This window comes from Prevotella sp. ICM33, assembly GCF_000517825.1.
Classification (GTDB): domain Bacteria; phylum Bacteroidota; class Bacteroidia; order Bacteroidales; family Bacteroidaceae; genus Prevotella; species Prevotella melaninogenica.
The window spans coordinates 1-18,433 of the sequence record NZ_JACD01000108.1; the positions used below are offsets into that span (position 1 = coordinate 1).

The window sequence follows — 18,433 nt, forward strand, 5'->3', positions numbered from 1 at the left end:
ATCATGAAGGGGTAGTTGACGAGTTGACAGGTTTACGAGTAGACAAGTTAATTGTAGCGATAAACCACAGTTAACATCGGTACTCATGAGTGGTAGTTTACGAGTTAACGGGTTTACGAGTAGACCAGTTAATTGTTGTGATAAACCACAGTTAACATTGCCAATCATAATTTTAAATTAAAGTAGTAATCATAATTCTGAATTATAAGTTGCTGCTCTTATCGAATAAAGGAATACACAGATGAACTCATTGATTGTAAGTACTGTTTTTTTCTTAGGGCTTTTAGGACTGATCTATACGGTTAATTACCTTTACTATCGTTTTTCTCCTGTTCATTCATTTCCGAGTGTTACCACCCTTTCTGCAAGAGCGCTCTTTGAGATGTTCATAATTGGAGTAGGTTACTTCGGTACGCTTTTTTGTTTGGTGTTTTTTGATAGCGAATTAGGATTATCTCATTCAGGCTATTTGTACATATATCTATGTATTGGAATGTTGTTTCTGTTGATAGCTGCAATAGTAGGTATTTTTCGATACGAGAAACGTGTTTGGCTTCGTCGTAATCCCAAGCATAGCAGATTGTTGCTTCCTTCATGGAATGAAGGCTCTAAGAATGTGGGTGTGGCAATAAGCAGGGTTGATGATATCAATTATGGTCGTCACGTAAGTTTCTCATGGTTTGATGGATGTTTTATTACTGCAGGAAGACACAGAGTGGCGTTTGAATACTATGAATATAATTTTATGGCACGCCGCTCTATCCGTAAGATTATTTACAAAAAAGAGATGGTTTTTAATTTCAAAGCAGATACGGTATATGTGATAGAGGTACTTCAAGAAAGACAGACCTTCCGAATCACGGCAGATACGACACGGAAGAATTACCTTTGAGCTTCGAGATTTGAACTTTGAGCATTGATGTTTGGACCTTATAAAAACATCCATCATGTGATAAATTCCTCCGAAAGAAGTGATATTCTCGTTTTTAATTGCTATCTTTGTCATGTCAGAATTTTGCATACTTGTTATGTTTGCAGCACCAAGATAGGTGAAAATCTGACATGTCCAAGCGTTTTGAAAACTTTGTTTCTCAGACACTTGGAGTTCTTACAAGAATTTATGCTGCAGAATTAAGACCTTATAAATATGGACGCAGGTGCATTCTATGTCTGTTTACTTTTGTGGTGGGGATGCTGCTATTTATATATTTCCTACTTAGTAATGCCATCGCATGTGCATTGGAACAACCCTATAAAGCAAAGTCGTTTTGTAGTTCTTTCGGCTTTAGCAGTGTCTTTTTTAAGTTTTATAGGACATTCTTATGTATATATACAGGAGTATGAAGCGAAGAATAACATAGAATTTAAATCAATATCCCACTTTTTTTCCTATCTTACCAACCCACAGTCGAAGCCCATTTTCGAGGCAGATTACTTCTTAATGTTTCCTGTAATAGTTGGTATTTCTATAATTCCGCTTATCCGACACCTATATTTAATATGGTGGATAAGTAGACACCCACACTATTCAATACTTACTTTCAAGGGGGCACCCGATATGCCGCCTCGCAATTTATTTATACTCACCATAGATAATAAACAATTTTGTGCCGGATACATCTTGTCTTATTATAAATATTTGGTGGTGTCAGGCAAACATAAGTATATATTCTGGGTAGGAACACCACATGGAAAGGGCAGCTGTAGGCATTTGTTCGACCAAGAAATGGAACTTCAGCTCTCTGCAGGCCATCAGTATGTGGTGGAAGAAGACACTATGGTAGACGAATTGCACGTTTATGATAGTTGTTCAGCGCCCAAAACAGATAACGAAAGTAAAGAAACAATTTTAAAAAATAGGTTATGCACATTGATTATTTTTGGCTTGTTAACTTATGGTTGTTATCCTTTTTGGTTGCAATGATGTTATATTTAAAATGGACTGCCCCCATTCTCGATCGTTGGAACAACCTCTTAAGGCGGAGTAAAAGTTTTGTATTACTCAGCGCTGCTGTGTTTTTTATAAGCTTAGGTATGTTCTTTTGCAAATTCTATGTGTACGAACAACCCTCTAATAAAACCGAAATTCAGGATACAAACAGCCCTTCTTCTAAAGCCTCAAAGCCCAGATATATCTTTTCTGAGAAGGGCGATCCCCTCTACCTATTAGTTGTTTTATTTCTGACGTTTGTCTATTTTCTTATCCAATACAAGCGTTTGAAGCGGTGGATAAGCGAACACCCAGACTATGCCATACTGGTTCCCGACCTACTATATAAGGGGTATGTGAAGCAAAAAGCAAGAATATTGAACGATGATTTCCTACCTATTAGCTGCGGACTTGCCTTCCGAACATTCAACGAATACTTGGTTGTGCCAGGCCAACACACATTCCATTTTGAGGTGAAAGAAAGCCGTTTCAAAGGTGGCGATAATGTTTTGTTCACCCAGCACATGGACCTCGACTTAGCGCCAAACTCGATGTATATTATCAAAAGAGAAGGTAAGGAGGGTAAATTGACCTATAATTTTAAGTGCAAAAGGCCCGAGACAAATAACAACATTTTATAAATAAGAGAATAACACCCCTTATGTATATATATCATTTTTGGGCTTTTGTAACGATTTGGCTACGTCATAATCTCAAATATAGTAGATTGATGCTGCCCTCATGGGATAAAGGTTTTAAGAATTTATGTGTGTCAATAAGTAAGATAGATGATATTGCTTATGGTCGTGGCGTAAGTTTCTCATGGTTTGATGGATCTTTTATTTCTGCAGGAAGACACAGAGCTGTGTTTGAATTCTATGAGGATCGTTTTCTTTCAATTCGCAATACACGTAACGTAATCTACCAAAAGGTGATGAGCTTTAATTTCCGACCTGGTATGGTATATGTGGTAGAGGCAATTCCAGAGAGAAAAACCTTCCAAATAACACAGGATAAGCCTGTTAACTTTGAACATTGAGTTTTTTATCCTTTGAACTCTTTTACCTTTTACCTTTTACCTTTGAACTTAGAGGTTTGAACTTTGAACTTTATGATATGAACTATTAATGACTACGAATTTCCCTAATTACGCTAATATTTATTGTAATGTAATTCGTGTCATTCGAGAAATTCGTAGTGCTGTATTGGTAGTTGACGAGTAGACAGGTTGACGAGTTAACAAGTTAATTGTAGTGATAAAGCATAGTTAACAGTAGTAATCATAATTATGAATTGTGAATTATGAATTATGAATTAATAAAGGATTATGAATTCTGAATTAACAGAGGCTTCTGAATTAAATCAGTCTTATTCTTTTGCTAAGGTTTCCAATCTGTGGTCAATAAGTTTCTTGTATTGTTCTTTCTGATTATCAGAGATAAAAGAGTTATCAATACACACTATCCATTTGTCCCTAAACTTAGCAAAACCAGATAATATTCTGTTAGCAACCACTTCGGAGAGTCCTGTCGAAAACATAGCTTCTCGGAAGTCATAGACAAGAAGTGATTTCTTGAATCCATTGAGCGACAATGCCACTTCCTCTGTGTCTTCTGGCATAACAATCTTTGTGGAAACCTGATCGTAGGTTGGACAGAGTACATAGTGTCCTTCTCGTATGCTATACAAAGAGAAGTTTTTAAGGTGCATATCCGCATTGCCTATAATCCACGAGAAAACAACTTGCTGCCAATAGTTCACTTTGTCTAACATAGAGACACTGGAATATTGGTCGAGGATACGGGCTATCATTTCATAACTTCCTTGATATTTCTGTTCCGTCAGCTTACCACTTAGTTGACACATATCCTCCATAGGAAGCTTTCGTCCATCGTCGGTTCTATCAATTCTTTTTGTGATATAGTTTAGTTCACCATCAGCAAAACGGATAAGAGAATGCGGAACTGTTGGAATCTTCGCAATCTCAGCCAGATGCATGGATAAATCCTCTATCTCTGGGAGGCATTCAAACTGCTCTGTTTGGGGTTTAAGGATATATCGTCCCATAACGCCTACAATCGTTAGACGTTGTGGATTTCCTGCTGCGTCATGCTCAAGGTCAATTGATAGTTTTGATTGCACACCTGTCACTGTTGTTCGTTTTTCAACGACAATCTGTGCCAAACGGTTAATATCCTTTCGTGTGTAGGGAAGGATAGGGGCTATTGCGGCTCCAAACATTTTCTTTGCACAATGTGAGTGATAGTCAACTTCCCCAGCCTTTAACGGCTTATAACAACACAGGCAACGTTTCATCTTCTTTCCTCCTCCTTTTCTATGGGTACGATGCTAATATCTCCTATACAGTCACGGCAGCACGAGAGGAGTAATCCCATGCGGTCTCTACGGTTGATTTTCCAGTTTCGTTCAGCAATATTCAGCATCCAACCTTCTGGAATAAGACCATCGAAGAAAGAAAAAAGTACATTATTATGATAATGTTCTGCACGTAATGGCAATGTCAGACTAACGGGAGTTGGCTTACTACTATCCAAATACTCTTGAAGATAAGCGAAGCTATATCCCCTCTCGTCTTCTGTGATAATGCCTGCCGGCTTATCTTTTACATATACTTTTCCTTGTCTCATGATGTTGATTTTTTTGCCACTTAGTCCTTTGGAATGGGTACTGGTCCTAACTGTAGGTTGAACAGCTCGAGTACTTGGTTGACTTTGTCCATGCGTAGTGTAGCTTTTCCTTGTTCCATCTCACGGACAAAGCGGAGTCCTACACCTGCTTTGAAAGCCATATCCTCCTGCGTTAGATGATATTCCTTCCGCAGTTGCTTTAATGTGATTGATAGTTGATTCTTCTCCATGCTGATTATACCTTTACGGGTACAAATGTACGAAATATCTATGAAAAACAAAATAGATAATCCCTAAAGGGTATAAAGTTTGGTTTATTTAACGTAAATATACCCTATCGGGGGGGGGACCTCACCCCCCAACCCCCTCTCCGAGAGAGAGGGGGAGTGCTGGAAACAGTTTGCTGAGGGATGCTTTTTCCTTTGAACTATTAACTTTGAACTTTGAGCATTGAACTTTGAACTTTATGATATGGGTAGTTGACGAGTAGACAAGTTAACAAGTTGCTTGTGAGGAAGACATAGTAACATAAGAACGAGTAGACGAGTTAACAAGTTGGCGAGTAGACAGGTTTACGAGTAGACAAGTTAACAAGTTGCTTGTGGCAATAAAACAGATAATCTTTGTTTTTTATTCTTCTGTCTTCTTTTGTTCCTCTGTATTGTAAAGGAAATTCAAACCTTGAAAAATAAGAGGGCGTTAATTCCATTCGAATTAACGCCCTTTTAGCTTGCAAAAGATGCCCTTTTGAGGTCTTATTAACGCCCTTTTGAAGCCTTACTAAGCACCTTTTGAAAACCACTTCTGCAACTGATTGATAACAAAAGACTTACAAGAGTTTTGAAAATATACGTTTTGAGTCCGATTTGCTGTCTTTTCTTTGATTGTTTTGTTAATATATTTCTTTACTCTGCTGCGTTAAATCTCGCACATTGGTAGTTGACGAGTAGACGAGTTGACAAGTAAACAAGTAAACGAGTTAATTGTAGCGATAAATCACAGTTAACAGTAGTAATCATAATTATGAATTTTGAATTATGAATTCTGAATTAACAGAGGATTATGAATTGTGAATTATGAATTGTGAATTAATAAAGGATTATGGATTTATAAAAAAAAGTGTTATATTTGCACCTGTAAACCTAAATCAATGTAATTATGTCTAAATCTACTACTGTCTTCCTGGGTATAAGGAAGCATCCCCCATTCGCAATGGGAGGGGTGGCACTCTCTTTGTGTCTGAGTTTATTCGTCGCTACCCCAGCACTTAGTTCAACGAGTGCGAATGTAAAAACGTTTGAGAGTACACAGCAGCAAAAGCAGGCTATCAAGGGTGTTGTGAAAGATACCCATGGTGAACCCGTTATTGGTGCCTCTGTGATGGTTAATGGAGTCGCCATGGCTGTTACGGATGTTGATGGCAACTTCTCGCTTGCCGCTGCACCCGGTGCTGTGCTACAAGTAAGTTATGTGGGCTTTAAGCCTCAGTCTGTAACCGTCAAGGCAGGTATGACCAATTATGCCGTTAGTCTGCAGGATGACAACCAAGCATTGAATGAAGTGGTTGTCGTAGGCTATGGAGTACAAAAGAAGGTAAACCTCACCGGTTCTGTTTCATCTGTTAAGGGCGATGCACTTGAGATGCGCCCAGTGACCGATGCGTCGCAGAGTCTTCAGGGATTGGTACCGGGTTTGATGGTATCAAATGGTAGCTCTGGTCGTCCAGGTGCTACGGCAGCCTTGTCATTGCGTGGTCAGGGCAACCTCTCTGGCACCGGTCATCCTTATGTTTTAGTAGATGGAATCGAGATGAGTCTTGCCGATGTCAATCCAAATGATATCGAGTCAATCTCTGTATTGAAAGATGCTTCTGCTTGTTCTATCTATGGTGCACGTGCTGCCTACGGTGTTATCTTGGTTACGACCAAGCGAGGAGAGGAAGGTAAGATGCACGTAAACTATCAAGGAAGTATGGGTTGGAATCGTCCTACCGTATTACCAGAGATGGCAAATGCCGTTGAGTTTGCCAAGATGTGGAATGCTGGTGTTACGAATGCCAACTCCTCTCGTCTTTACAGCGACGAAAAGATTAAGTTGTTAGAGCAGTATATGAACGACCCATCAAGTGTGAATCCATGGCAAGAACTCCCTGCCAACTCCTTGATGAACCCAGCCTTTGAGAACACAGAGAAGGGTATTGGAAACGTTGACTACTTCAAGTTACATTATAAAGACTATGCCTTCAAGCAGCAGCACAACGTAAGTTTGAGCGGTGGTGGTAAGCAGGCACAGTATTATGTATCAGGAGGTTACTTTAAGGAAGACGGTATTCTGCGTTATGCGAAGATGAACTTTGAGCGTATGAACCTCGCTTCTAACCTCACTTCTCGTCTTACCTCATGGATGAAGATGAAGCTCAATTTGAAGTATGTTCACTCTGTCGACAACACTCCTTTTGGTGCAGGCGGACTGAGTGAAGGCTTCTACCACTCCTTAGCACGTTTCCGTCCGACGATTTCAGTGGTTGATCCTCATGGTCATTTCACGGAGTTGTCAATGATACCTTACCTACAGAGTGGCACCTTCACCCGTACAAAGCGCAATCATTACGACATTACATTAGGCTTTGAGCTTAATCCAGTAAAGGGATTGATTATCAATGCTGATTACACCAATAAGTTTATCTCGACCTCCTACGAGGCATTGAACGTTGCCCCAGACATCTATGCAGCTGATGGTGTGACGACTTCAAAGGGTGTTCGAGGAGAGTTGGATGCAAGTCCTGATGGCAAGTATCAGCGTTCAAACTATAACATCCACTATCAGAATATCAGCTTTTATGGTAACTACTCATTGACCCTTGCAGAGGATCATAACATCGTTTTGATGGCTGGTTATCAGGAAGAAAACAACAAGGTAGACTATCTGAAGAACGCTATCTCTGGTCTTTACTCAATGCACAATCCTAATACAGCAATGGGAACAGGCGACAAGCAGCCAGACGATATCCGCAATGGATGGGCAACACGTGGCTTCTTCGGACGTATCAACTACGACTATCAGGGTCGTTACTTGCTCGAAGTAAACGGCCGTTATGACGGTTCTTCACGTTTTGCACGCGACCATCGTTGGGGCTTCTTCCCATCTGTATCACTCGGTTGGAACATCAGTCGTGAGAAGTTTATGGAGTCGCTCAGTCAGAAAGTATCGCAGTTGAAGTTGCGCATGTCATATGGTAAGCTCGGTAATCAGGCAGGAGCAGCCCTCTACACCTTCGCTTCAACCATGAATCTCAGTGGTGGATTAGGAAGCTATATCTTTGCTGATGGTCGTCATGCTTACCTCCTTGCGCCGGGCGTTGTAAACCCAGCAACAACATGGGAGAAGGTAAGTAGCAAGAATATCGGTTTAGACTTTGGTTTTATGAACAATGCCCTTACGGGTAGTCTTGACGTCTACGAACGTAAGACAAAGGATATGTTGGGACCTGGTGTAGACTTCCCCGACTTCTTCGGTGCTAATGCCCCACAAACCAATAATGCGTCTTTGCGCGATCGTGGTTGGGAGCTAACGCTGAATTATCGTGGTAAGATTGGTAAGGACATCGACTATAGTATCGGTGGTTCTTTGGCTGACTATACCTCAATTGTGACAGACTATGCTAACCCAACAGGTACTGCACCAGCAAGCAACTGGTATAGAGGCAGACGCGTTGGAGAGATATGGGGCTATCGTACAGACGGCTTATTGCAGACACAGGAGCAGGCTGATGCTTACAATGCAAGCCATAACAACACCTTCTTCTCAACCTTGAAGTGGACACCGGGTGACGTTGCTTATCGCGATCTTAACAACGACAAATATGTGAACAATGGTAAGAATAAACTCGATGATATGGGCGATATGACCATTATCGGTAACACCTCACCACGCTATCAATACACAATCAATGGTATGGTTAGCTGGAAGGGACTGAGCTTGAGTTTCATGTTCCAAGGCGTAGGCAAGCGTGATTGGGACCCAACCAACAGTGTTTACTTCTGGGGAACAGGTCCTTACGCACAGGTAACGCTTTTCAAAGACCATCTTGACTATTGGTCAGAGAGCAATCCTAATGCCTACTATCCAAAGCCTTATATCAATTCAGCAGGTGGCGTTCGTCCATACGCAGCGAAGACAAAGAGCCAGCCTACTGATCAATACTTGCAGAGTGCGGCTTACTGTCGTTTGAAGAACTTGACCTTGAGTTACACCCTCCCACAGGCTTGGACACAGAAGATGAAGCTCCAGCAGGTGAAGGTGTTCTTCTCTGGTGAGAACCTCCTCACCTTCACAAAGCTAAAGAAGATGCTCGACCCAGAGGTTATCTTCACTGCCAATGGCTACACAGGCGAAGGCGGTAAGAACTATCCAATGAATAAGGTCATCTCGTTTGGACTTATGGTTAATCTCTAATCACTTAAAAGAATATAACTATGAAACTTAAATATATATGTTTAGCACTCTTGAGTGCAACAACGCTTACAAGTTGCTTCGACTTAGACAAGTCTCCAGAAGGAGTGCTTTCAACAGTCAACCCTTTCACCTCCTTGGGCGAGATGAACAGCTATCTCGACCAGTTCTATCAGACAGGTGTGAAGGGACAAGACTTTAACTCATGGGGTAGTGGTGGTATTGCTGGTATCGATATGAACAGCGATAACATGGCAAGTGGCTCTGTTAACACACGATTGAATGGTGGTTTGACCCTCGCTAATGCGGGTAAACTCGGTCATTACTATAATATTCGCAACGTCAACTTCTTCTTGAATAACCTCAATTTCAAGGATAAGAACTCCGCTGCCTACAAACAATGCGTGGGCGAAGCATATTATTTCCGTGCATGGTTCTACTTCCAGTTGTTCAAGAACTATGGTAAAATTGCTTGGGTGAATCGCCCTCTCGAACCACAAGAGGAGGAGATGAATCAGCCACAACAGGAACGAACCGTGATTGCTGATAGTATTCTTGCCGACCTCGATAAGGCTATTGCCAACCTTAACACCCAGAACAGCAGTGCTTCAATGCGTATCCACAAGGATGTGGCACGTGCTTTCAAGAGCGAGGTGGCACTCTATGAGGCTACATGGGAGAGGTATCATAAGGCAAAGAACGATGCTTTCTACGACCCAACTGTTACCGATGCGAAGATTAAGTCTTACTTAGATCAGTGTGTTGAGGCTTGTAAGGACGTTGTAGACAGAGGTGTCTGGAAAATCTATACGACTGGTAACACACTGAATGACTACCGCATTATCTTCCAGACAGAGGACCTTAGCGCCAACCCTGAGGTGTTATGGTTCAAGCGTTATGACGGCGTGAACGTTGGTAACAGCGTTGACCGCTACCTCAATCAGGGTGGTGGTAGTAGCGGTGTTACAGCATCGTTGGTTGACGACTACCTCACCATCGATGGTAAACCCTTTGTCGGACCAGCCGTGTTGACCGCAAAGGCAACCTTTGGCGACGAGTTAAAGCCAACTGTTCGTGACCCACGTCTTTGCCAAACGGTGTGTATGCCGGGTCAGATTCTGCGTCCAGACCAAGGCGGTTACGTTGTTCCACCACTCAATGGGTCGGGCTATAACAAGAATGAAACAGGCTATTCAATGCTCAAGCACGTACAGATTGACTATAAGGGGAGCCTTGACCAAGAAGGAAAAGGCAGCACACCAGCCATTCAGTATCGCTATGCCGACATCCTCTTAAACTATGCTGAGGCTTTGGCAGAGCTCGATGGAGCGGCTAACGAGAGTCAGATCATTGCCATTCTGAAGCCTTTGCGCGACCGAGTTGGTATGCCAGCAGTCGACTTCGACAGAGAGTATAACACCGAGGCTGACTATCCTTTCCGCAATCTCAATAAGTATTTACAGGCAGTTCGCCGTGAACGTCGTATTGAGCAGGCTTGTGAGGGTCGTCGATTGGACGATATCTTCCGTTGGGCAGCAGCCGATGAGCTTATCGTTGGCAAGCGTGCACACGGTGTTCTATTCGTGGGTAGCAACCTCGAACATCATGCAAAGTATGGCACAAGCCTCGTTTATGACAAGCCAAAAGGCAATAATCTCTACCTCTCTGGCAAGCCTGGCGACGCACAACGTTACGTATTGCCAGTGAACCCATCAGGCTATGAGACCGGTTGGAAGTTTAATCCAAAGCGTGATTACCTCCTTCCGTTCGAAACACGTATGCTCACACTGACCAACAATCTGTGGAAGCAGAACCCCGGATGGGATAAATAATTGCGATAAACTAATTTATTATATATGCAAAATAAAGTTTTATACGGCTTGACAGGAGCGATTGCAATGGGTGCATTCGTTCCTGCCCAAGCGCAGAAGAAACCGATGAACATCGTCTTCATCATGAGCGATGACCATTCGTATCAGACAATCAGTGCTTACGACAAGCGTTTTATCAGTACACCTAACATCGACTGGTTGGCTGACAATGGTGTGAAGTTCCAAGAGAGCTTCGTTGCCAACTCCCTCAGCGGTCCGTCACGTGCGTGTATGCTGACGGGTAAGCATAGCCATGCTAATGGCTTCACGGACAATTCTAAGACCTTTGATGGCGGTCAGCAGACCTTCCCTAAGTTGCTCCAGAAGCAGGGTTATCAGACGGCAATGATTGGTAAGTGGCACCTCACCTCACTGCCAACAGGCTTCAACTACTGGGATATCCTTATCGGACAGGGCGACTACTATAACCCTGACTTCCTCAGTAATGGTAAGAAGATACGCCGTCCGGGCTATGTGACGAACATCATTGCCGACATGGCGATTGACTGGATGGAGAACAAACGCGACAAGAACAAGCCTTTCTGTCTGTTGATGCACAACAAGGCGCCTCACCGTGTGTGGAATCCTGATACCTGCGACCTCCGCCTCTATGACGATGTGACCTATCCGTTGCCAAAGACTTTCTATGATGACTATGCTGGTCGTTTGGCTGCACAGAAGCAGGAGATGAGTATCATAAAGGACATGGACCTCGTCTATGACAATAAGATGGCAGATAAGGAGAACGAGATTCACACCACTACAGGGCTTGAGCAGTGGGGACGTGGCAACTACAAACGTATGACACCTTCACAGCGTGCGCAGTGGGATAGCTACTATGACCCAATCATCAAGAAGTTTAAGGAAGACAAACTCTCTGGTAAGGCGCTCGCTGAATGGAAGTATCAACGTTATATGCACGACTATATGCGTGTGATTCACTCTGTCGACCGCAATGTGGGTCGTGTCATCGAGTATCTGCGCCAGCATGGTCTTCTTGACAACACTATGATTGTTTATACCTCTGACCAAGGTTTCTACATGGGCGAACATGGATGGTTCGACAAGCGTTTCATGTATGAAGAGTCATTCCGCACACCATTGTTGGTTTACTATCCGGGCGGTAAGCATGGGGTTGTCAAAGAGATGGTACAGAACATCGACTATGCCCCAACCTTCCTCGATGTAGCCGGTGCAAAGGTGCCTTCTGACATTCAGGGCCGTTCTTTCCTCCCACTCCTTGAGGGTAAGAAGCCTGCCAACTGGCGTCAGTCGCTCTACTATCACTACTACGAATACCCTGCCGAGCACTCTGTTTGCCGTCACTATGGTATTCGTACGAAGCGTTATTCGCTCATGCACTTCTACAATGATATCAATGCTTGGGAACTCTACGACCTAAAGAAAGACCCTGACCAAATGCATAATATCTATGGTAAACCTGGTACGGAGAAGCTCACAAAGAACCTTAAGAAACAACTCCTCCAGCTGCAGGTGCAGTATGATGATCCAATACGCTTAAAACATTGAACTTTGAACTTTGAACATTGAACTTTTTTACCTTTGAACTTTGAGGTTTGAAGTTTGAACTTTGTGATATGTATCATTAATGACTACGAATTACGCGAATTGCACGAATCCATAGTATTCTTTGAACTTTGAGGTTTGAACTTTGAACTTTATGATTTGAACTACGAATTGCGCGAATTGCGCGAATCCTTGCAAACCTCAATGTTCAAAGGTAAAAGGTACATATCATAAAGTTCAAAGTTCAAAGTTCAAAGTTCAATGTTCAAAGTTCGAATTTATTTTACATTTCGGGTCAGGAAAAGGTGAGGAATGGAGTCGAGAATCAGCTCTTTTGTCACCTTTGTAAGTGTTTTGTTATCAAGTAGTTGTAAAATCGTGGTTTTGCAGGTGCTTACTAAGGTCCCTAAAGGGCGTTATTAAGGTTCTTAAAGGGCACCTTTAGCAAGCAAAAAGGGCGTTAATTCCATTCGAATTAACGCCCTTTTGATTTTTAGGTTATGAAATTATCCAACAAAAGTTTACGGACCAGTCCGCCTTATTGAATCTTTGTGAGTTCACAAACCAGATATCTTCCTGTGAGTGGAAGTCTCAGGCTTTGAAAGGTATTAAAATATGATTCCATGTATGCATTGTAAGGAAGAAGATAAATTTTGAACTTACTTGTTTTTACATTATAATATCCGTAACCGTTAAAATAAGTCATAAGACTGCTCATGACTATTGTTTTGAGACTGGGGCCTCTATAGTCAACTACCCCTCGTGATACTTCAAACCGATATATGCAACTGTCTTGTTGGTTGCGACTGGTGAAACGAATTCCCTCAAGTCCTAAAGAAATCTTTTCGTCTGGTTGAGTAGATATCTCTGTTATTGTATTCTTTATCCCATTTTTTTCAATATTGTGTAACTGCAGATATGTGTTGCGTGACAACTTTAAAAGGGCATAGTAAAATCTGCTTTCATTGTCTATGGTTAGAGAGTCGAGGTCAAAGCTTGAATTGGAATAATATTTTTTCTTGGTTGTAGGGTCGTAAATATACACATTACTTCTATACTTACCAAGTAAAGATTTCTGTATTTTAAGTGCTTCTTTACTACTGATAGGTGCAAAATTAGAGGTGTTGTCTGTCGTAGCGTCATCGTCTTTCGAACATGAAACAGCAAAGCTGCCTACCAATAGCAGGAAAAGAGCGACGAGTAGGTTGTTTTTGTTCTTTTTATCCATAATCTATTTTTTATTCATCGTTTATTCTTTTGTTAAAAGGGAAGTCAGTTTATCCTATGCCGTCTTCTTTAATTTGCATATAAAATAAATGTCGTTGAGTTCGGCTTTTATCTTATTGCCTCGAACCATACTGTCATAAAACAAGGCAACCGCAGGCTTTATGTAAACCGTCATTTCTTTCGTTGTATTGTTGAAAGTTCCACAGACATTAAAATACATTTCGCTCAAGTCATAACGATCATCATGGGGAGAGCTTATATATGAGTAAAAATAATATGGGTTATACAATTGGAATGCCACTTCTGAAGGATTCTTCTTGTTTCTTCCGATGAGTATTGTACTGTAATCGTGTATCTTTCCTGTCTTCCACCAAGTTTTATTTTTGATTATTTTATATAGTAGGTCATAAGCATATTGATCCTTCTTTAAAGCATATAATGTAAAAGGATGGGGAATAGGAGTCAGGCTAAACTGATTTAAGTATGATTCGAACTTGGCACTTACATGATTATCAAAATCAGAAGGAATTACCTGTTTGGTTTTAGGGTCATAAACGGTTAGCGTACCCTCGTAGGTGCCCACAGCCTTTAAAAAGAAATCGTCAGGGTCGTCTCCTCGGATAGGAATTGAATAGTTAATATCAGGTTGCAGGATATCAGCTGTGAAATCATTTTGTTCGATAGGAACAAAGGGCATGGGGTCGTTTACGCTTTCTTCATCTTTTGAACATGAAGCAAACAAAAGCGGAAGGACTAAACATGCGACCGCAATAAGTAACTTTGATTTGGGATGTTTCATTGTAAGAAGTCATTTGGTTTTATGTGTACAAAGATACAGATTCCTTTCCTTCTGTACTAAGAATTGCAGATTCGTTAACCTGCTTTTCTCTTTATTAAAATTATCTATAAAGTTAAACCCAAATCTCTAAGTTTGCAAGATGAATTACAAACTTAGAGATTTGGGTTTAAGAAAGACATTAAAGCAGTAGTGTTATCAAAATACAAACTTATGACTTGTATTTTTGTAATGTTAATTATCATGTAGTAGGCTTATTTTATCGCTCCATATTTCAGAAGAACTTTCTTTCATTCTTTGTTATTATGAGATAAATTCAGTACTTTTGTAACAATAATAAAAGAGGAAGAGAAATGGAACCATTGGCAGAACGATTGCGACCACGCACGCTCGACGATTATATCGGACAGGAACACCTCGTTGGTGAGGGGGCTGTGCTCCGACGTATGATCGATTCGGGGCGCATTGCGTCGTTTATCCTTTGGGGACCACCGGGCGTGGGCAAGACTACGTTAGCACAGATTATCGCTAATCGCTTAGAGACACCGTTCTATACGCTTTCTGCCGTGACGAGTGGTGTGAAGGATGTGCGCGATGTTATCGAAAGGGCACAGAGTGGTCGTTTCTTCAATTCCGCTTCACCGATTCTCTTTATCGATGAAATCCATCGTTTCTCAAAGTCGCAGCAAGATTCGCTCTTGGGTGCGGTAGAGAAGGGAACGGTGACGCTTATTGGTGCAACGACAGAGAACCCATCGTTTGAAGTGATTCGTCCGTTGCTCTCCCGTTGTCAACTCTATACGCTGAAGTCGTTGGAGAAAGACGATTTGCTGAAGCTGTTGCATCGAGCCATTACGGAGGATGTGGAACTGAAGAAGCGTAATATCGAACTGCATGAGACGGGGGCGCTCCTACGATATAGTGGGGGTGATGCGCGTAAGCTACTGAATATCCTCGACTTGATTATCTCAGCCGAATCGGGCAACGATGTCGTGATTACCGATAAGATGGTGGAGGAACGACTGCAAGAGAATCCATTGGCGTATGACAAGGACGGTGAGATGCACTATGATATTATCTCGGCATTCATCAAGTCGATTCGTGGCTCCGACCCAGATGCAGCACTCTACTGGATGGCACGCATGATAGAAGGTGGAGAAGACCCAAAGTTTATTGCGCGTCGTGTCGTTATCAGTGCGGCAGAAGATATCGGACTCGCCAATCCTAACGCCCTATTGTTAGCGAATGCAGCCTTTGACGCTGTGACGAAGATTGGTTGGCCCGAAGGTAGAATCCCATTGGCTGAGGCGGTAGTCTATTTAGCTCGGTCGAAGAAAGATAATTCTGCATACGTAGGCATCAATAAAGCGATAGAGTTAGTGCGCCAGACAGGCAACCTCCCTGTTCCCCTCCACCTTCGTAATGCACCGACAAAACTAATGAAGGAGCTCGGTTATAGCGATGGATATAAGTATCCACACGATTACCCCGGACATTATGTCGAGCAACAGTATATGCCAGATGAGTTAGCCCCACCCCGACCCTCCCCGAAGGGGGAGGGAGGCAAATAGGATAAAGCTCCTCCCCGAACCAGCGGTCACTGACCCAAGGGAAATAATGGGGAATACTTAGAAATACTATTCATCAATACCTACCACCCATCAGCCAATATCTCACATCATCACCACCCAACATTTAACACCCAACACCCATCACCTAACACCCAACAAGCATGAAAATAGTAATTCTCGACTGCCATGCAGTCAACCCTGGTGACCTTTCATGGGAACCAATAAAGGAAATAGCAGAGTGCGTTATCTATGAGCGCACAAGTCAGGAACAAGTTATTGAGCGAGCTAAGGATGCGGACGGTATTCTTATCAATAAGATAAATATCACCCGTGAAGTACTCGACCAATTGCCACAATTGAAGTATATCGGTGAGTTAGCAACAGGATATAACAATATCGATGTTGAGGCTGCACGCGAGCGTGGTATCGTCGTATGCAACATCCCTGCATATAGTACGGATAGCGTTGCACAGCATGTCTTCGCCCTCCTCTTGAACGCAACCACACATGTCGACCATTATGCTGAGGCTGTGCGCCGTGGCGAATGGAGTAAGCAGCAGGACTTCTGCTACTGGGACACACCACTCATGGAACTCGCTGGTAAGACACTCGGTATCGTTGGCTTGGGCAACATCGGAAAGAAGGTGGCAATGATTGCACATGCTCTGGGTATGGATATCTCAGCTTGCACCAGTAAGAACAGTAGCGACCTACCAGAGTGTATCCGTAAGACAACCCTTGAAGGCTTGCTCAGTACGTCTGATGTCATCACCTTGCACTGTCCTTTGACAGCGGAGAACACAGGTATGATCAATGCAGAGACACTGAAGAGCGTACGTCGTGGTGCCATCCTTATCAATACCGGACGTGGCGGACTCGTCGACGATCAGGCTGTTGCCGATGCCCTTGAGAGTGGTCAGCTCGGTGCTTATTGTGCCGACGTAATGACTGAGGAGCCACCTCGTGCTGACAATCCACTCTTCCGTCAGCCCAATGCCTTCATCACTCCACATATTGCGTGGGCAACACGTGAGGCACGTGAGCGCCTAATGGCTATCTGCGTTGAGAATATTAAGAAGTTTATAGCAGGGGAACCACAGAACGTGGTGTGAAGCCCCACCCCAACCCTCCCCGAAAGGGGAGGGAGAAAGCCTCCCCCAGCCCCTCCAAAAGGAGGGGAGTGCAGATAACAATGGGTAGTATTCTAAGTTTGTGCAGCTAATGAGTATAGCTTACATGGAGGGGTTAAATAATTATAATATGTAAATTAGATTTCTTTATTGCACAACAATGAGAAGATAGTCTTATTACTCCATCAAGGACATACAGCTAACCTTATCCTATTTGCCTCCCTCCCCTTTCGGGGAGGGTCGGGGTGGGGCTTTAGGCTCGGGCTTCTTTCTTTTTTATTCAAATATGATCTACACTGATCCACATCTTGTCCGTACACTTCAGGTGATACTGGAGTTTCTCGGAACGTTTGCGTTTGCCATATCGGGCATCCGCCATGCCGCACAGAAACGCTTCGACTGGTTCGGAGGTTATGTCTGTGGCTTTGCCGTCGCTATTGGTGGCGGTACGATTCGTGACACTATGTTAGGCGTGCGCCCGTTCTGGATGGCAAACATCATGTATGTTCTTTGTACAGGTCTGGCGCTCTTCCTCGTCATCTTGTCGCGCAGGTGGATTCAACGCCTTAGCAATGCGTGGTTCGTCTTCGATACACTCGGCTTGGCACTCTTTACTATTGCGGGTATTCAGAAGACAATCGCATTAGGACACCCCTTCTGGGTAGCCGTCATCATGGGTTGTATCACTGGTGTGGCAGGTGGTGTTATCCGTGACGTATTGCTGAACAATATCCCCGTAATCTTCCACAAAGAGATATACGCCGTGGCAAGTGTGGGTGGCGGACTCATCTATTGGGCACTCTTCTCGCTCGGACTACCACTTCCGGTAACAGTTATTGTGACATTCCTTGCAATCTGTTTAATTCGTTTTATTGCAGTGGGTTATCACATTTCGCTCCCCACTTTACACGATGAAGACGAAAAAAAATAATAAAAAAGATTGCTAAACATTTGGTGGAACGGATAAAAAGCAATACCTTTGCACTCGCAATTCAGAAATGACAACTTAGTTGTTATCTGTTGCGACCATAATAATGGTTCCGTAGCTCAACTGAATAGAGCACTTGACTACGGATCAAGAGGTTACAGGTTTGAATCCTGTCGGAATCACAAAAGGAATACTCGAGAGAGTGTTCCTTTTTTTTATCCTTTGAACTTTGAGATTTGACCTTTGAACTTTATGATTTGAGACTACGAATTTCTCGAATGACACGAATCCTTATTATGGGACAGTAGATATTTAGTGGGGATAGGCATATATTTTGGCAAGTCTAAAAAGAA

15 protein-coding genes and 1 tRNA gene are annotated in these 18,433 nt (G+C 42.7%); 11 read left to right on the forward strand and 5 right to left on the reverse strand.

Annotated features, from left to right (window positions below; translation table 11 throughout):
• The first annotated feature begins 241 nt into the window (after positions 1 to 241).
• From HMPREF1505_RS12465 to HMPREF1505_RS12480, 4 genes are all read left to right on the forward strand, one after another.
• Complete coding sequence (locus tag HMPREF1505_RS12465) at positions 242 to 892, forward strand: hypothetical protein (RefSeq protein ID WP_036925973.1); 651 nt, start codon at positions 242 to 244, stop codon at positions 890 to 892.
• A 255-nt stretch (positions 893 to 1,147) separates the two neighbouring features.
• Positions 1,148 to 1,924 carry a hypothetical protein gene (locus tag HMPREF1505_RS12470; protein ID WP_231480398.1) on the forward strand — a complete coding sequence of 259 codons (777 nt, stop codon included), beginning with the start codon at positions 1,148 to 1,150 and terminating at the stop codon, positions 1,922 to 1,924.
• Positions 1,925 to 2,217: 293 nt separating this feature from the next.
• A complete protein-coding gene (locus HMPREF1505_RS13600; RefSeq protein WP_231480399.1) occupies positions 2,218 to 2,571 on the forward strand; it encodes a hypothetical protein in 354 nt (117 codons plus the stop codon).
• Between the two features lie 128 nt (positions 2,572 to 2,699).
• Complete coding sequence (locus tag HMPREF1505_RS12480) at positions 2,700 to 2,969, forward strand: hypothetical protein (protein ID WP_197017530.1); 270 nt, start codon at positions 2,700 to 2,702, stop codon at positions 2,967 to 2,969.
• 329 nt (positions 2,970 to 3,298) lie between these two features.
• Here HMPREF1505_RS12480 and HMPREF1505_RS12485 read toward each other — a convergent pair whose 3' ends face one another.
• From HMPREF1505_RS12485 to HMPREF1505_RS12495, 3 genes are read right to left on the reverse strand one after another with little or no spacing between them, the layout of a single operon-like run.
• Positions 3,299 to 4,246: a HipA domain-containing protein gene (locus HMPREF1505_RS12485; RefSeq protein WP_036925977.1), complete on the reverse strand. Its 948-nt coding sequence runs from the start codon at positions 4,244 to 4,246 to the stop codon at positions 3,299 to 3,301.
• Positions 4,243 to 4,578 carry a HipA N-terminal domain-containing protein gene (locus tag HMPREF1505_RS12490; protein WP_013265247.1) on the reverse strand — a complete coding sequence of 112 codons (336 nt, stop codon included), beginning with the start codon at positions 4,576 to 4,578 and terminating at the stop codon, positions 4,243 to 4,245. The genes HMPREF1505_RS12485 and HMPREF1505_RS12490 overlap by 4 nt, the downstream gene beginning before the upstream one ends.
• A gap of 20 nt (positions 4,579 to 4,598) precedes the next feature.
• Complete coding sequence (locus HMPREF1505_RS12495) at positions 4,599 to 4,808, reverse strand: helix-turn-helix transcriptional regulator (RefSeq protein ID WP_013265815.1); 210 nt, start codon at positions 4,806 to 4,808, stop codon at positions 4,599 to 4,601.
• 928 nt (positions 4,809 to 5,736) lie between these two features.
• Between HMPREF1505_RS12495 and HMPREF1505_RS12500 the strand changes: the two genes are divergently transcribed.
• From HMPREF1505_RS12500 to HMPREF1505_RS12510, 3 genes are read left to right on the forward strand one after another with little or no spacing between them, the layout of a single operon-like run.
• Positions 5,737 to 9,033: a TonB-dependent receptor gene (locus HMPREF1505_RS12500; protein WP_051412375.1), complete on the forward strand. Its 3,297-nt coding sequence runs from the start codon at positions 5,737 to 5,739 to the stop codon at positions 9,031 to 9,033.
• 20 nt (positions 9,034 to 9,053) lie between these two features.
• Positions 9,054 to 10,862: a RagB/SusD family nutrient uptake outer membrane protein gene (locus tag HMPREF1505_RS12505; RefSeq protein ID WP_036925983.1), complete on the forward strand. Its 1,809-nt coding sequence runs from the start codon at positions 9,054 to 9,056 to the stop codon at positions 10,860 to 10,862.
• 24 nt (positions 10,863 to 10,886) lie between these two features.
• Positions 10,887 to 12,431: a sulfatase gene (locus tag HMPREF1505_RS12510; protein ID WP_036925987.1), complete on the forward strand. Its 1,545-nt coding sequence runs from the start codon at positions 10,887 to 10,889 to the stop codon at positions 12,429 to 12,431.
• Positions 12,432 to 12,966: 535 nt separating this feature from the next.
• On the opposite strand, the gene HMPREF1505_RS12515 is transcribed toward HMPREF1505_RS12510, so the two are convergent.
• Together HMPREF1505_RS12515 and HMPREF1505_RS12520 are read right to left on the reverse strand one after the other, a co-directional pair.
• Complete coding sequence (locus tag HMPREF1505_RS12515) at positions 12,967 to 13,656, reverse strand: hypothetical protein (RefSeq protein ID WP_036925990.1); 690 nt, start codon at positions 13,654 to 13,656, stop codon at positions 12,967 to 12,969.
• A 54-nt stretch (positions 13,657 to 13,710) separates the two neighbouring features.
• Positions 13,711 to 14,454: a hypothetical protein gene (locus tag HMPREF1505_RS12520; protein ID WP_036925994.1), complete on the reverse strand. Its 744-nt coding sequence runs from the start codon at positions 14,452 to 14,454 to the stop codon at positions 13,711 to 13,713.
• Between the two features lie 350 nt (positions 14,455 to 14,804).
• Here HMPREF1505_RS12520 and HMPREF1505_RS12525 point away from each other — a divergent pair, with 350 nt between their 5' ends.
• The 4 genes from HMPREF1505_RS12525 (at position 14,805) to HMPREF1505_RS12540 (ending at position 18,262) form a co-directional block, all read left to right on the forward strand.
• The gene (locus HMPREF1505_RS12525) at positions 14,805 to 16,022 is read left to right on the forward strand and encodes a replication-associated recombination protein A (protein ID WP_036925995.1); all 1,218 of its coding nucleotides are present in this window, start codon (positions 14,805 to 14,807) and stop codon (positions 16,020 to 16,022) included.
• A 161-nt stretch (positions 16,023 to 16,183) separates the two neighbouring features.
• Positions 16,184 to 17,134: a D-2-hydroxyacid dehydrogenase gene (locus HMPREF1505_RS12530; RefSeq protein WP_036925997.1), complete on the forward strand. Its 951-nt coding sequence runs from the start codon at positions 16,184 to 16,186 to the stop codon at positions 17,132 to 17,134.
• 304 nt (positions 17,135 to 17,438) lie between these two features.
• Positions 17,439 to 18,083 (forward strand): trimeric intracellular cation channel family protein, encoded by a 645-nt coding sequence (locus tag HMPREF1505_RS12535; RefSeq protein WP_036926000.1) that lies wholly within the window; start codon positions 17,439 to 17,441, stop codon positions 18,081 to 18,083.
• A 105-nt stretch (positions 18,084 to 18,188) separates the two neighbouring features.
• Positions 18,189 to 18,262, forward strand: a tRNA-Arg gene (locus tag HMPREF1505_RS12540).
• Positions 18,263 to 18,433: the final 171 nt, after the last annotated feature.